The following is a 15,959-nucleotide window of genomic DNA, read 5'->3' as shown; positions in this document are numbered from 1 at the left end:
CGCTGTCATTGAAATTTAACATACACAAAAAAAATCAGCTTTGCAAACTCCTTTAGATGAAAATTTAAACGAATTTAAAAAGTCAGAAATGTCTCGTTAGAACTGTTTTTTATAACGAGCTGTTCAGACCAGTCACAGACATTGAGGAAAGCAAGAATCTATCTATCTGATTAATATCAATAAAATTTAATTTTGTTTTTTGAAATTAAAAAAAGATCATTTTTTAATCAAAAAATCTGGAATAAATGTTTGCCGTTTAGGCAAAAAAGAGTTATCCCTTAACTCAATCTTTGTTACAAAATGACCAGCGCTGTCATAAAGTTAGCTGGATCGGTAAAAAAATTAGCTTATTTATTTTCAGCATAAGGCCATTTGGTGTTGTGCTTTTTGGGATCCAGCAATGAAAGTGACCATTCATGACGTAGCCGCCAGAGCCGGTGTGTCAATCAAGACAGTGTCGCGGGTGATGAACAATGAGCCGTCGGTAAAACAAGCGACGATTGATAAAGTGAATCAGGCGATGCAAGAGCTGCATTATCAGCCAAGTGCTGCTGCCCGTAATCTTGCCAGTACTAAGTCGTACAGCATAGGCTACATCTACGACAATCCAAATGCCTATTATGTGATTGATATGCAAAGAGGCTTGTTGGATGCGTGCCGCCGTCACGGTTATGAATTGCTGATCCATCCTACCAACGCAAAATCACCTGGCATAGTACAGGAAGTGATTGATTTAGTGCAGCATTCCCGGTTGGCAGGTTTAGTATTAACGCCGCCCTTTTCCGAAATGCCGGAAATAGCTGAAGCGCTAAGCAGCATTAATGTTGATTTTGTCCGTATTATTTCCGGCTCTACGCCATCCCCCAAACAAACCAACTGTGTATTGGTCGACGATTTCACGGCGGCATTCAAAATCACCAATCATCTGTTGGAGTTGGGTCATAGCCAGATCGCATTTTTATGTGGAGATGACGAACACAGTTCAAGTGGCGAACGTTTGGCAGGCTTTAAGGCGGCATTAACCAAAAGAGGCATCAATGCCAATCCGAAGTTTATTGTGCCTGGTAGTTATTCGTTTGAATCTGGCGTGAAAGGTGCGACTCAGTTGCTGGCTTTACCCAACAAGCCAACTGCTATTTTTGCCTGTAATGATGAAATTGCAGCAGGTGCTTTATTTAGCGCGCGCTTGCAACATATTGAAATTCCTCAGCAGCTTTCTATAGTTGGCTTTGAAAACAGCCCGTTTTCGCGTCAAACCTGGCCACCATTAACCACAGCGCACCAGCCGAACAGCACCATAGCGCAAAGCGCAGCAGAATTATTGTTTAAACACACCAGACCTGGCAGCCATAGCCAGACCGAAGATCAGCCTGTGTTTATCCCCGAGCTTTTGGTTCGGGAGTCAACAGCTGTGGTTAACAGTTAAAAATTGGGCTCAGGCTTTACCAATTTCAATTTGTAAAGCCTGAGCCCAAAGCTACTACTTAAGTTGGAGTCGTAACATTAAGGTGCTACGTACTGCATCATTAAAGTCGATAAATAGGCACCATAGGTACCCAGTGCATAGCCCAGCACAGCCAGTAACACCCCCACAGGAGCGAGTGACGGATGAAAAGCTGCAGCTACTACAGGAGCTGAAGCCGCCCCCCCCACATTGGCTTGACTGCCTACCGCCATATAAAATACCGGCGCTTTAATTAGTTTCATCACAAGTAACATCAAAGCAGCATGAATGGAAATCCATACCAAACCTACCAAAAACATCACTGGATAATCCATTACAGCAGTTACATCCATATGCATGCCAATAGTAGCCACCAGGATATACACCATCACAGAACCAACTTTGGAAGCACCAGTGGCTTCCAAATGTCGAACTTTAGTGCCAGACAACAATAAACCGAAAGTAGTTGCCAGAACTACAAGCCAGAAAAAAGTGCTGGTCAGGCTATACATTGCCAGTTGTGGCGCATGTTGTTCAAGCCAGGGGGCAATAATATTCGCCAGAAAATGTGCAGCACCAGCCACACCAAAACCAATGGCGATCACCATCATCAAGTCATGAGTTTTTGGATTACGTGAGTTTTCTGCCTGATAGGTTTCTATTTTACTTTGTAAATGCTGTAAGGCTCTGGTGTCAGCACCTGTACTTTTATCGATGCGGGCCGCGTTAGCTGCCATCCATAACAAAGCTGCCGTCCAGATATTAGCCACTAGAACGTCCACTGTAATCATCACAGAAAAAATATCGCCGCCTACTTCGAATACTTCTTTCATCGCGGCCTGGTTGGCACTGCCACCAATCCAGCTGCCAGCAATAGTCGACATACCACGCCAGGCTGCGTTGGCTCCTTCTCCACCAAGCTGCTCCGGAAAAAACGGTCCAACCAGTGCTAGTGCTAAAGGCCCACCTAACATAATGCCAACTGTTCCAGTCAGAAACATAATAAGAGCTTTAGGCCCTAAACCCAGAATAGCGCGAAAATCGACACTCAAAGTAAGCAGCACTAAACAGGCAGGTAACAGATAACGGGATGCCATTTGATATAACTGCGAATGCTCGCCATCAATAATGCCGAAACTGTTGAACAATGACGGAATGAAGTAGCACAACAGTACAGACGGCACATAGCGATAGAATTTTTGCCAGAAAGGCGATGCACTGTGGCTAGTATGAAAAACAAAACCCAGTATCAGCACCAATAAACCCAGCACGACTGCATCGTTGGTGATCAGCGCAGTAGATTGTTCCATAATTTTTCCTTGGTTCTACCCTTATTACAGCGGGTATAGTTCTGAGCGGTTTTTACTAATGGCTATTATTTTCAGCGTTAATGCTATTTATTTGTGATAACAGATAAATACATCAGTTATCCGTGCCATTCCACTAACAGAACTTTATAGTTATTTTTTACGTGAAGCCTAAATCTATCACAGCTGGCGGGACGGTCAAAACAAAGTTGCTTGCTATGCCATAGTTCAGCAAAAAATAACGACTAAATCCCCTCACACACAAAATTGTCAGGCTATAGCACTAAAGTACCGTTGTGGTAAAAAATCAAAACTCTTAACCTGCCAGACAGAACAGTTTTAGCGGCGGAGTTGGCAATGAATGTACTAATCACAGGTGGCACAGGGGGTATTGGGTTTGCGGTAGCCGAACATTTTGGTGCTATGGGCCATCATGTCATTCTGGCTGATATCAACGCAGCCCAGTTAGACATCCGCCAGCAAGAATTAACAGCCGCAGGCTATAACGCAAGCAGCATACTGCTGAATTTAACCGAACAAGCGTCCATTGAAGCCTGCGCCCAGGCCTATCAAATCGATATCCTGATCAATAATGCCGGAGTACAGCATGTAGCGCGGCTGGAAGACTTTCCTGAAGAAAAATGGCAGCAATTACTACAGGTGATGCTGACAGGGCCGGCTATGCTGACCAAAGCTGTGTTACCTCGTATGCAGCAGCAAGGTTTTGGCCGGGTCATTAATATAGGCTCTATCCATGCGCTGGTGGCATCGCCTTTTAAATCCGCTTATGTGGCAGCCAAACATGGTTTATTGGGTTTTAGTAAAGTAGTGGCGTTAGAAAACGCTAACTTTGATTTTACGATAAACACCATTTGCCCAGCTTATGTCCGTACCCCTTTGGTCGATCAACAAATAGCAGCCCAGAGCAAAGAACATAACCTGACCGAACAGCAAGTGATAGACCAAATCATGCTGGCACCTATGCCACAAAAAGCTTTTATTGGTGTGGATGAAATTGCCAGCACAGCAGCTTTTTTGTGTGAACCTGCGGCCCGGCATATTACAGCTCAAACTCTGGTACTGGATGGCGGCTGGACGGCACGATAAATGCGCCTCTGCAAAAGTACAAAGGTGCAAAAAGCGCAAAGGTGCAAATACTGGACAGCTGATCCAACATCAGGGCAGAATAAAAATATGCTGTGGCCGTTGAAGTGATTATGACCTTACCTGCCAGCACCATTGGTTTGGGCACCATTGCTGCTTTGTCTTTGCTGTATTTACTGGTGTTATTGGGCGTTGGTGCTGTAGGCCGCAGGCTGCAGCGCCGTCATCCACTGTCGCCCTGGATTTTCAGCTTTGCTTTATCCATTTATTGCACCTCATGGGCTTTTTATGGTGTTACAGCTCAGGCTGCAGTGAATGGCTGGTGGATCCCCCCCACTTACATTGGCTCACTGATTTTATTCTGGTTTGCTTTTGGTTTAATAGGCCGTATTGCCATTGCCTGCCGTCGCTACCGTATTACCTCAGTCGCCGACTTTATTGCCACCCGTTATGGTCATTCCCGCTTACTGGCGATACTCACCACAGTGATAGTGCTGATCGCTATTATTCCTTATATTTCACTGCAGTTGCAGGCCATCAGCACCAGCATTCAGGCGCTGGTGGTGATGCAGGACAACAGGCCCTGGTATCAGGATACAGGGCTTTATGTCACGCTTTGGCTGGCAGTTTTTGCTCTTTTGTTTTCCGGACGCAGCGCCAAAGCGCATCAGCCGAATCCGGGTTTAATGGCGGCTATAGCTTTTGAATCTCTGGTGAAATTACTGGCGCTGATCGCCATAGGTATTTTTGTCTGTTGGGGCATGTTTGATGGCATCACTGATATTTTTAACAAAGCGGCTGAACACCAGGCTGTGCAAGATCTGCAGCAGCAAGGCCAACCTTCTTATGTGTATTGGGTGCATGTGTTATTGGGTTTTGTCGCCACTTTATGTTTACCCCGCCAGTTCCATGTCAGTTTTGTCGAAAACCAGCAGCTAAGTCACCTGCATCAGGCCCGCTGGATTTTCCCTGGCTATTTACTGCTGATGAGCTTTTTTACCCTGCCCTTAGCTTTAGCCGGCATTATGATGCTGGGGCCACAAGCTAATGTGGATTTAGTGGTGCTGCAACTGCCACTGGCTGCTAACCGCACCGACATTGCTTTGCTGGCCTATTTAGGCGGATTCTCTGCCGCCACCAGTATGGTGATAGTGGCCACTGTGGTGCTTGGTATTATGGTCACCAACGACTTACTCACTCCGCTGATTTACCGCAAACAACACAACGAAAGCCCGGGCCAGCAAAAAATCAAAGTAGTCACCTTACGACGCTGGTCTATGCTGGCCGTGCTGTTTCTGGGCTATTTGTATTACCGCTGGATAGGCACTGGTACTGGTTTGGCTCAGCTGGGTTTAATGGCTTTTGCCTTAATAGCCCAACTGGCACCACCGCTGATTTTAGGCTTATTCAGTCAGCGTATTAACCGTCAGGGCACAGTAGCGGCGCTTTGCAGTGGTCTTGCGATCTGGGCTTATATTTTATTGCTGCCTGAAGTCGCCAGAGCCGGTTTTATCAGCGGCGATTGGCTGACTGAAGGGCCTTTGGGTCTGAGCTGGCTTGCTCCTACTCAGCTGTTTGGTGGGCATCTCGACTCAGTCAGTGTAGGGGTAGTGCTGAGCTTAACAGTCAATACCCTGATGTTACTGCTGGTCAGTCACTTCAGCCAAACCAGATTAGGCGAATGGCTGGAAAGTTACCGTTTTTTACGTCGCCCGAGCCAGCAAAGTGCAAGCAGCCAAAACCCGGTTCTGAGCGTGCAGGATGGTTATTTATTAGTAAGGCGTTTTGCCGGAGAAAAAGAAGCCAAAAAACTACTGCAACGCTACAGCAAAACGACGGTGGAACCTGAACAATGGGCCAAACCGCAGTTTATGCAGGCGGTAGAACGCAGTCTGGCCGCTGTAGTAGGCGGCGCTTCTATGCGACTGTTGCTGCAAGCTTCAGGCAAACATGCCCAGTTACCTATTGAATCTGTCGCGCGTTTTGTTGACGAAGCCAGTCAGGTGTTTCAGTTTAATCAGGCTTTACTGCACGCCACCATCGACAATATCAGTATGGGCATCAGTGTGGTGGACGCAGATATGCGGGTTATAGCCTGGAATCAGCGTTACCTTGAGCTGTTTGACTACCCTCTGGGTTTAGTCGAAGTTGGCAGGCCGGTGGAAGAACTCATTCGTTATAACCTGCAGCGGGGTCTGGCAGGTCAGCCTTTATCCCAGGTGGAACTCAGCCAGGAAATACAAAAGCGGCTGAATTATTTACGTCAGGGCAGCAGCTATAAATTTCAGCGCCAGCAGCAGGATGGCCGTATTTTTGAAATGCTGGGCAACCCTTTGCCCGGTGGTGGTTTTGTCACGACGTACAGCGATGTCAGCTCCTTTATTGAAGTGCAGCGTGAGCTGGAACAAAGCAATGATACGCTGGAACAACGCGTCAAAAGCCGTACCGCAGAGCTTGAAGAATTGAACCGCCAACTGGAGCACACCAAACAGCAGCTGGAAGCCAATACAGCTGCCAAAACCCGTTTTTTTGCCGCCGCCAGTCATGATTTAATGCAACCTTTTAATGCCGCCGCCTTGTTTTGTGGCCTGATCCGCCAGCAAAGCCAACAGGATGAAGTAAAACAACTGGCACAAAATTTAAGCCACTCCCTGAATTCTGCGGAGGAATTACTGGCTGCCATACTGGAGCTGACCAAACTGGATGCTGGTGTCGTCAAAGCGCAGCCAGAACCTTTTGCCTTAGCTGAATTATTAGACCAAAGCGCCCGCGAAGCCGCTGTATTGGCGCAGAACAAAGGCTTAAGCTTCAGTTATATTCCAACCCGTCTTGGTACCTTAAGCGATGCCAAACTGTTAAAACGGGTGATCCAGAATTTATTAGCCAATGCCTTACGTTACACCCTCAGCGGCAAAATTCTGTTGGGAGTAAAACGACAAGGCAATCAGCTACAAATTTGTGTCTGCGATACAGGTATAGGTATCAGTGAATTGGATCAACAGAAAATCTTTGATGAATTCCAGCAAGGCAGTCAGGCCGATCAAAAAGGTTTAGGCATTGGCCTGGCGATCAGTCAGCGTATTTGCAGCTTGTTAGGCCATGAAGTTGGTTTCCGTTCTGCTGTCGGCACAGGCAGCTGTTTTTATATCAAAGTTCCGCTGGCCAGAGTCAGTCAGAGGGTATCGCCACAGCTTAAATCCAGCCAGCCCAGTGGTTTTGCCGGGCAACGTATTCTGCTGATGGATAACGAAGCCGTATTGCTACAAGCCGTGTCGCAATTGCTGCAAAGCTGGGATTGTGAAGTGCAGGCCGTCAATTCACCCAATGAAGCGCTGGCCGCTGTGCAACAAGGCTTTAAACCTGATTTGATGTTATTTGATTACCATCTGGATCATGGCGCGACCGGAGTTGAAGTGGCGATACAACTGGCGGAACATTTTGGCATCAGCGCTCCTGTTGTGATTAACTCAGCCGACCAAAGTGGTGATATTCGCCAGCACGCCCTGAATGCGGGTTTTCATTTTATGCTCAAGCCACTGAAAGAAGTGTCGCTAAAGCGGCTGTTGCAGCGTTTATTGAACTGACGGATTTGGATCAAGCCCCCGAAGACTGCAATTGATTGCTCACAATCTGCCGTATTAACTGGCTAACCAACTGTACGGCCGGATCATGCTGACGCCGGACATGGCTGGCCAGATGCAAAGGAAAAGGATCTAATGCAAGAGGAGGAGTAAAACACACAAAGTCCTGCTGCCAATTGGCTGGCAAACTACTCTCCGGCAACAATGAAATTAGTTCTGAATGACGCAATAAGTCCGGGATCAGTAAAAAGCTTGGCACCACCACAGCAACACGGCGTTTTAATCCCTGTTCAGCCAGTTTTTGATCCAGACTGCTGTAAGCCTGACCACGACCTGACACCATCAGGTGCGGATAACACAGCCACTGCTGCAGATCAAAATGTATTGCGGCCGGGTGGTCTTTACACATCACCACAAGATACTGCTGTTGCATCAGTTCAACAGAGGTAAAAGAAGGACTCAGGTCTGTAAATACCGAAACAGCCAGATCCAAATCGCCCTGTCGCAATGCATCCAGTGTCTGTTCCGAGCCATGCCAGGGCAAAATAAGCAGATCCAGTCCCGGAGCCTGCTCAGCCACTCGCTGATACAAGCTGCTGCAGATCAAACTGGCCACCGCATCCGACATACCCAACTTCACCTGTTGTTTCAGTACTGTCAGATCCGGCTGTTCTGGTAACACCAACTGCTGAATTTGAGCCAGATTGTTTTTGAGCAAAGGCCGCAATAACTGGGCTTTAGGGCTGAGTCTCATGCCTTCTTTACTGCGTTCCAGCAAAGGATCAGCAAATAGGATACGACAGCGTTCCAGCGCATTCGACATAGCCGGCTGAGATAAACCTAATCGGGTAGCAGCCCGGGTCACATGAGCTTCATCCAGCAGGGCATCCAGTATCACCAGCAGATTTAAATCCACAGCACGTAAATTCATGAAATCAATAATCAGCTATACAAAGTATCCATTAGATCTATATAGCATGAAATGGAAAACTAAGGCTGTCGATTTCAACAGGAGCCCAGCAATGCAAAACACCTTAGTTTTAGTATTTCACCCGAACTTAGCTCAATCCAAAGCCAATCAGCATTTGGTAAAACATCTTCAGCAGCAAAGTGACTATCAGATTATTGATATGTATCAGCTGTATCCGGATGGCATTGTTGATGTGGCGACAGAAACTCAAAGATTATTGTCATGCAGCCACCTGGTACTGCAATTTCCGGTGTTCTGGTATTCCACGCCACCGCTGTTAAAAGCATGGCAGGATGCGGTACTGACGCCTATGTATTATCTGAATTATGCGACTGAAGGAGCGTTACTGCAGGGCCTTCCTGTGCTGCTGGCGGCTACAGCGGGCAATACTATTGACGCCTACAGCCCACAAGGCAGTAACAGATATCCGCTGGAGGAATTATTTATTCCGCTGCAGGCCACAGCCCATCGCTGCGGCTGGGTCTGGCACAGCCCTTTTGTGTTGTATCATGCCCTTAAAACCACCCCCGCAATATTGGCTGGAGAAGGTGAGCGTTATCTTGATTACCTGCGGCAGTGGCACAACGCAGTTTAGCCTGTCGCAAACTGCTGCTGCAAAAACTGGATCACTACTTTTAAACCTGCCTTCATATGATGGCGGTTGGGGTACACCAGATGCAGCGGCAGAGGCTCTGGCATATAGTCCTGCATCAGTTCCACCAGATTGCCGTTTTGCAGCTCCTTTTCCACCTGATAACGGGTGACAAACAACAAGCCCATATCGGCCAAAGCCGCATGTTTCAGCGCCCTGTTGCTGTTACACAAGACCCGGCCAGTGGTCAGCACTTCAATGCGTTGATCCTGGTAACGAAAAAACCAGGTGCGATCGGCCACAGATGAACCAGAACTCAAACATTGGTGATGGCATAAATCAGCAGGGCTTTGTGGTGTACCAAAGGCTTGTAAATAACCTGGGGAAGCCGCCAGTGTGATAGGTAAACCCGGTAAAGAACGGGCTATTAAACTTGAATTGGCCAGTTGACCAAATCGGATGCCTAAGTCCATTTTCTCGGCAATCAAATCAATCACTTTGTCGTTTAAATCCAGCTCAATGCTCAGCTTAGGGTACTGTTTCAACAACTCTGGCAACAAAGGGGCAATTCGCAAAGTACCAAAAGTGACAGGCACACTGATACGAATTAAACCTGAGGGTTCATCGCGCAATTCAGATAAATGATGTTCAGCCTGATCGGCCTGCACGACCACCCGCTGACAATACTCAAAAAAGGCTTCGCCTTCCGAGGTTAAACTCAACTGACGGGTGGAACGTTGCAATAAACGCACGTTTAAATGTTGCTCTAAACGACTGATGGCTTTACTGACAGCACCTTTGGACATATCCAGCGCCACAGCAGCCTGAGTAAAACTACGACTTTCCACTACTTTGGCAAATGTAGCCATATCACTTAAACGTTGTAACAACGACATCCCTGCACCTTTTTTTATGCTGTTTTATGCTTGATTTTAACCGGATTTTTTCACTCTGACTGTTTCTTTTAGGAAACTGTCTGTCTTTGTTCGCCCCGCTAATCAAAGCCATAGCCAGTGTTTACACTGCTCAGCATTCAGACAGCAGAATTCAGATTAAAAAGGGGGAAGTCTTATGTTTAGCCAAAGTTTAGTTCAGGTGTTTAAAGGCTTAGCTGAGTTTCATGGTTATGTACCAACAGCCCCTGTACAGCAGACTGAATCTAACCAGGCCGCAACAACCTGCCCGGTAAAACCAGCTGCTGTACCACCGAATTCATGCATTAGTGTCACCAGTTCCTAGCTAAAAGGCGTTGCCGCCTCTTTTGCCCACCCAAGAGGTGGGCTTTTTTATGTACAGGAGGTACGGTACACCGAAAATGCAGGAGCATATTTTCGGTGACGCACAATGTTGCTGAGTCTATTGTCGAACCACTGTTAAAACATAAAAACTGCACCATACTTTGTACCTGTTATTTTTCAACGACAGGGAGAGCATCATGCTTTATCAGGTCAAAACCGGAGATACGTTAAACGCCATTGCCGCTCGTTTTTATGGTGACAGCAGTAAAGCAAGCTGGATAGCCAACCAGAATCAGTTGGCAAATGCCAATCTCATTTATCCGGGTCAACAACTGGAATTGCCGGACCTGCCAGCCAAAGAAGCAACATTAGTCAGTCCGGCTTTGCTGTCAGCCTTGTGCCCTGCTTTAAACGCCAGTGATCTGAGCTATTTCTGCAAAGCCTTGGATCTGGATTTGCCCAAAGCTCAAATTACCCCACCTTTATGTGTGGCGCATTTTATGGCGCAAACTGCCCATGAAAGTGCAGGCTTTTCCCAGCTCAGAGAGAACCTGAACTACAGTGCCTCAGCACTCACCTCTTTGTTTTCAAAATATTTTGTTGGTGCTGATGTGAATAATTACGCCCGCCAGCCGGAAAAAATCGCTAACCGTATTTATGCCAATCGGATGGGCAATGGTGATGAACAAAGTGGCGATGGCTGGGCTTACAGAGGCCGCGGCATTATTCAACTGACGGGCAAAGCCAACTATCAGGCTTTTAGCAGGGACTGGGGTATCGATGTGGTGAATCAACCCGATCTGGTTGCCGCAGATCCAGTGCTGGCCGTGGCGTCGGGTTGTTGGTATTGGCAACGTCACAATATTAATGCCGCCGCACAAGCGGATGACTTAACCAAAGTCACCAAACTGATTAATGGCGGCACCAACGGCATTGAGGACAGAGCGCATTTATTGGGCATTGCCAAACAACAAATGGGACTAAATTAACCACTGCCTGTCCATTAGGTTGAAATACCCGCCCAGCTCTCTGCAATTAATAGAGAGGCTGAGCGGGCGACCATAAAGGTCGCCCCTACGATTTCAATACCATTCAAGGAATAACGGGGATCAATTAAAACTCATCCGGTAGTTTTAGCTTTTCAAACAAAATACCGGCCAAAGTGCGGTTATTCACATTCAGTTTGCGTAATATTGCCGACACATGCTGCTTGATAGTGGTTTCCTGCACCTGCATTTCAAAGGCAATTTGTTTATTCAGTAAACCGTCGGCAATCATTTTCAGCACACGAAATTGCTGAGGTGTCAGTTGTTCCAGTCGACGGGCGAAATCCTGATCAATCAGATCTCTGGCTTTTTCCACGTCGTTCACCAGCTCAGCTGGCACCCAGGTTTCTCCAGCCACTACTTGTGCCACAGCTTCAGATAACAAATCCAAAGGCGCTGATTTAGGAATATAAGCCGAAGCCCCCAGTTGCAACGCCTGTTTAATCACCGCAGGATCTTCAATAGCAGACACCATTAAAATGGCAATATCAGGGTATTCAGTACGAAGTGAGGTTAAACCGGCAAAACCTTCGGCGTCCGGCAATTTTAAATCCAGGAAGATCAGTTCAGCATCAGGGTGTTGCAGTAATAAAGCCCATAACTGCGCCATGCTGTTGGCTTGCAGCAGCACAGCATCAGTGCCAAGAATTTGTTGGGAAGCCTGTGCCAGAGCGACACGGAATAACGGATGATCATCAGCAATAATTGCAATCATAACAGCGCAGTATCAACTCTTTAAAACCTCTTTTAAACATACTGAACCAGGGCTTTCGCCCCGGCAAGTAATTTTTAGCCTTCGTACTTGAAGCCGCAGCTTTGTTGACTGTGAGTTCTCGCCCCAGTCACATAGGTGAACTATGCTCCTGGGGTCTCAATCACTTGTCGCCTCGCTGCAACTCCAATTACTTTGGCTAATCTTTTACACCTTTAGCTGCTTAGAAACGATAACCCAAAGTTAAGCTGTAGGTTCTTGGGTCGCCGTAATAGGCCGTAATGGTTTGCTCACCGGCCAACAGCGGGAAGTTGTAACCGGCAATACGGGTTTCTTTATCACCTATATTACGCACCTGAGCCGATAGATCCCAGTGACCATCATTGGAGTACCAGATCGCGCCAGCGTTAAAGATGGTGTAACCACCAAAATCCAGCACAGAAGGCACTTCAAAAATTTGAGTGTCAGCACGGTACGAGCCCATAACGTTATAAACAATTTCACCTATACCTGCACTTTGAGTGTATTTCAGACCTAAAGTACCAGTCCATTCCGGTGTATTGGCAAAAGACCAGATATCAGACACATCTGTATTGGTTTGTGATACAGGGTCAAAAAATACCACTTCGTTAAACTTGGCATCTGTGTAGCCGAGAATACCGATAAATTCTAAGTTACTGGTCACCACAGAAATCATTTCAACTTCAAAACCACGGATATCTGCACTGGCGGCATTCAATACCTGAGAAGCCACTGTATTATTTACCGCACGCTGTACTGTCACCTGCATATCGTTATAGCTGGAACTAAAAGCGGCAGCATTTAAACGTATAGTGCGATTGTTCCATTCACTCTTAAAGCCAATTTCAAAGGTATCTACTGTTTCTTCCTGATACGGATCACCAGCATTCGGGTTAATAGACTGGTTGCCACGCATATCAAAGCCACCGGATTTAAAACCGTCGGTGTAAGAGCCATACCACATAAAATTGTCGGAACTTTGATATTCAAAACCTAAACGGGGAGAGAAATGACTGAAGCTTTCGCTACCATCAAAATCAGATTGCACCGCAATGGGTGTGCCATCAGCACGAGGTAATTTATACCCCAGATAAACAAAACGATACACATCAGCGTCTTTGTCATCTTCGGTATAACGACCACCTAAGGTAAAAGACAGCTTATCTGTAAACTGGTAACTGCCCTGCACATAAGCGGCCACGCTGTCCGTTTCTACACAACCACCGTTTTCAATAGTCAGCCCCAAGCCTTGCACCAGCACAGTACCAAAAGCACCACAGGCATCCCCTTTGAAATAATACAAACCTGATGCCATCTTCAGTTTGTCGCCGTTAAACAACAGTTGCAGTTCCTGCGATGTCTGTTCGTCTTCATAAAAGGCGGGGACGTCTAACGAAGGTAAGGCTGTGGCGTCAAAGTCGATATTAGTGTCTGTTACACCTTCACGTTTAGCTGTAATGGATTTTAAGGTCCAGTGATCATTGACATCCCAGGCAATAGTCAGTGATTGACCTTCAGTCACCACAGAGTTATCCGCCGGCATACTGGTATTGGAATCAAAAACGCTTTCTGGTGGTGTATCGCCAGTCACTAAACTTGGTGTTAAACGATGACCACCTTTCGAGTTGGAATCATCTTCAGTGCGGTCAGCCGCAAAACTGAAACGTAAATTGTCTGTGGCCTGATACTGCAAACTCACACGACCGGACAGGATCTCTTTATTGTAGTTTTCAGCGCCGGTATTGAGGTAAGTACCAAAACCATCTCTGTTTAAGGTGGCTAATGCTGCACCAAAAAACAGTTTGTCCGTTAATGCCGTCTGGCCTGCAATTTTGAAATCTTTTTGCCCGTAGTTGCCCACAGTCCCCCGTAAACTCAGCTCTGTATCACCACTTAAAGGTTTAGTGATGTATTTAACCGCACCGCCTATAGTGTTACGTCCATACAAAGTGCCCTGCGGGCCACGTAATACTTCAATACGTTCTACATCGTAGACGTCCAGAGCTGCACCTTGAGGGCGAGCCATATAGACGTCGTCAATATAAATACCGACCCCGGATTCAAAACCCCACAGCGGATCCTGCTGGCCTATACCACGGATATAAGCAGTTAAAGTACTGTTGGTGCCACGGGACACCTGCAAAGTGGTGTTGGGCGAATACGCCTGTACCGCAGTGATGTTTTCAATACCACGTTGAGCTAAAGCTTCAGCGCCTATAGAAGTCACAGCAACAGGAACCTGCTGCAGGTTTTCTGCAGTTTTACGGGCCGTGACCTGAATCACTTCCAGCGTTGCTTCTTCTTGTTCTGCGCTGTCTTCGCTGGCCTGTTCTGCCAGTGCCGGATTAAATAAAGCTGAGCCTATCAGCAGCGCTAATAAAGTCGGTTGGAATACAGTCTTCGTCTTCTTATTGTTATGGGCCATGTGCCTTCTCCTGCTAATTTGTCCAGTACCACTCTAGGCTGTCCTGCTGAAATGTTAAGCTGTACCTTAGTACTATACCCGCCACAAACTACACTCAAGCACATGAAAATAAAAGAATTAACCAACATCACGCCTTACAGACTGTACCTTAGTACTATGGTTTGCTGCTGTACTTTCCACCAGACTGGAAAAAAAACCACAAGGTTGTTTCTATGCTGAGTTTATTTGGTCTGTTGGCGGGACTGGTGTTATTGATAGTGCTGACCATGCGTGGCGTGAACCTGTTTATTCTGGCGCCACTCTGCGCTTTGTTTGTCGCTTTATTTAATGGCATCCCATTTTGGCTCGCCGACAATCCAGCCAATTTTGTCCAGGGTTATATGTCAGGTTTTGCTGGTTTTGTCTCGAGCTGGTTTTTAATGTTTTTGTTGGGTGCACTTTTTGGCAAGCTGATGGAACACACCGGAGCAGCTGACGCTGTGGCTTTGGCTATAGTGAAACGTATTGGCAAACAAAGGGCTGTTTTAGCTGTGGTACTGGCTTGTGCCGTGCTGACTTATGGTGGCGTCAGTATTTTTGTGGTGGCTTTTTCTGCTTACCCCATGGCGGTGAGTTTATTTAAAGACGCTAACCTGCCACGGCGCTTTATTCCTGCCACTTTAGGTTTAGGCTCTGTCACTTTTACTATGACATCAGCAGGTTCACCGGAAATCCAGAACTGGATCCCCATTCAATACCTGGGCACCAGCCCTTATGCTGGCTGGGAAGTCAGTATCATAGTCGCCATTTTTATGGCCATCATCGGCTACTGCTGGCTGATGAAGATGATAAAAAGCGCTATGGCCAAAGGAGAAAAATTTGAAGGCCGCGACTCGGACCCTGTAGTAGGAAACAAAGCTTTACCTCATCCAATGATGGGCATTTTGCCTTTGCTGGTGGTGTTAATTTTGTCTTACCTGCTGCACGATTCCATGCAACAAGCCGCCTTGATTGTGGCGCTGACCGGTGGTGTCACTACTTTGTATTTGTTAAATCGAAAATTTTTAACCTCTTTGGGCCAGACGCTGGATCAAGGCGCAACAGGGGCTTTAATAGCCATAGGCAACACAGCTGCTGTGGTAGGTTTTGGTTCTGTCGCTAAGTTAACGCCAGCTTTTGCCGCTGTAGTAGACACCATGACCCATTTACCAGGCTCTGAACTGATAGGTGCTGCGGTAGCGGTCAGTATTATTGCCGGTTTAACAGGTTCAGCATCAGGCGGTCAGGCCATAGCCTTGCCGGAAATAGCCCCTGTGTATTTAGAACGAGGCGTGGACGCTGAACAACTGCACCGTGTCGTTGCTATTTCATCCGGCGCTTTAGACTCATTGCCGCACAATGGTTATGTGGTCACTACCATTCGTGCTATCTGTGGTGAAAGCCATCAAAATGCCTACTGGCCTGTCGCTGCTGTCACAGTAGTGGTCCCCACTTTGGGTGTGATCATGGCTATTTTCCTGTTCCAATGGCTCTGAGCAAA

12 protein-coding genes are annotated in these 15,959 nt (G+C 46.9%); 7 read left to right on the top strand and 5 right to left on the bottom strand.

What is annotated here, in order from left to right; translation table 11 throughout:
* Positions 1–400: 400 nt before the first annotated feature.
* Entirely contained in the window at positions 401–1,426 is a 1,026-nt protein-coding gene (locus J2W69_RS08950) for a LacI family DNA-binding transcriptional regulator (RefSeq protein ID WP_310276975.1), read from the top strand.
* Between the two features lie 77 nt (positions 1,427–1,503).
* Here J2W69_RS08950 and J2W69_RS08945 read toward each other — a convergent pair whose 3' ends face one another.
* Positions 1,504–2,754, bottom strand: a complete 1,251-nt coding sequence (locus J2W69_RS08945; RefSeq protein WP_310276973.1) for a DUF819 family protein — start codon at positions 2,752–2,754, stop codon at positions 1,504–1,506.
* A gap of 354 nt (positions 2,755–3,108) precedes the next feature.
* Between J2W69_RS08945 and J2W69_RS08940 the strand changes: the two genes are divergently transcribed.
* Positions 3,109–3,858: a 3-hydroxybutyrate dehydrogenase gene (locus J2W69_RS08940; protein WP_310276970.1), complete on the top strand. Its 750-nt coding sequence runs from the start codon at positions 3,109–3,111 to the stop codon at positions 3,856–3,858.
* A gap of 92 nt (positions 3,859–3,950) precedes the next feature.
* Positions 3,951–7,439 (top strand): PAS domain-containing hybrid sensor histidine kinase/response regulator, encoded by a 3,489-nt coding sequence (locus J2W69_RS08935; protein WP_310276967.1) that lies wholly within the window; start codon positions 3,951–3,953, stop codon positions 7,437–7,439.
* A 10-nt stretch (positions 7,440–7,449) separates the two neighbouring features.
* On the opposite strand, the gene J2W69_RS08930 is transcribed toward J2W69_RS08935, so the two are convergent.
* Entirely contained in the window at positions 7,450–8,367 is a 918-nt protein-coding gene (locus J2W69_RS08930; protein WP_310276964.1) for a LysR family transcriptional regulator, read from the bottom strand.
* A 91-nt stretch (positions 8,368–8,458) separates the two neighbouring features.
* Between J2W69_RS08930 and J2W69_RS08925 the strand changes: the two genes are divergently transcribed.
* Positions 8,459–9,001, top strand: coding sequence for an NAD(P)H-dependent oxidoreductase (locus J2W69_RS08925; RefSeq protein WP_310276961.1), 543 nt, complete (start codon positions 8,459–8,461; stop codon positions 8,999–9,001).
* Here the strand turns inward: J2W69_RS08925 and J2W69_RS08920 are convergent.
* Entirely contained in the window at positions 8,998–9,894 is an 897-nt protein-coding gene (locus J2W69_RS08920; protein ID WP_310276958.1) for a LysR family transcriptional regulator, read from the bottom strand. The two genes, J2W69_RS08925 and J2W69_RS08920, sit on opposite strands and share 4 nt — an antisense overlap.
* Before the next feature lie 175 nt (positions 9,895–10,069).
* On the opposite strand from J2W69_RS08920, the gene J2W69_RS08915 reads away from it, so the two are divergent.
* Both J2W69_RS08915 and J2W69_RS08910 read left to right on the top strand, forming a co-directional pair.
* Complete coding sequence (locus tag J2W69_RS08915) at positions 10,070–10,237, top strand: hypothetical protein (protein ID WP_310276955.1); 168 nt, start codon at positions 10,070–10,072, stop codon at positions 10,235–10,237.
* Between the two features lie 196 nt (positions 10,238–10,433).
* Positions 10,434–11,225 carry a glycoside hydrolase family 19 protein gene (locus J2W69_RS08910; protein ID WP_310276952.1) on the top strand — a complete coding sequence of 264 codons (792 nt, stop codon included), beginning with the start codon at positions 10,434–10,436 and terminating at the stop codon, positions 11,223–11,225.
* Positions 11,226–11,349: 124 nt separating this feature from the next.
* Here the strand turns inward: J2W69_RS08910 and J2W69_RS08905 are convergent, their stop codons facing one another.
* Positions 11,350–11,997 (bottom strand): response regulator transcription factor, encoded by a 648-nt coding sequence (locus J2W69_RS08905; protein WP_310276949.1) that lies wholly within the window; start codon positions 11,995–11,997, stop codon positions 11,350–11,352.
* Positions 11,998–12,217: 220 nt separating this feature from the next.
* Positions 12,218–14,440, bottom strand: a complete 2,223-nt coding sequence (locus J2W69_RS08900; RefSeq protein WP_310276946.1) for a TonB-dependent receptor — start codon at positions 14,438–14,440, stop codon at positions 12,218–12,220.
* Between the two features lie 212 nt (positions 14,441–14,652).
* On the opposite strand from J2W69_RS08900, the gene J2W69_RS08895 reads away from it, so the two are divergent.
* A complete protein-coding gene (locus J2W69_RS08895; RefSeq protein WP_310276943.1) occupies positions 14,653–15,954 on the top strand; it encodes a GntP family permease in 1,302 nt (433 codons plus the stop codon).
* The last annotated feature ends 5 nt before the right edge of the window (positions 15,955–15,959 follow it).

This window comes from Rheinheimera soli (genome assembly GCF_031457405.1).
Classification (GTDB): domain Bacteria; phylum Pseudomonadota; class Gammaproteobacteria; order Enterobacterales; family Alteromonadaceae; genus Pararheinheimera; species Pararheinheimera soli_A.
Note: the sequence above shows the minus strand (reverse complement) of the source record. Positions and strands in the feature narration are given on the sequence as shown.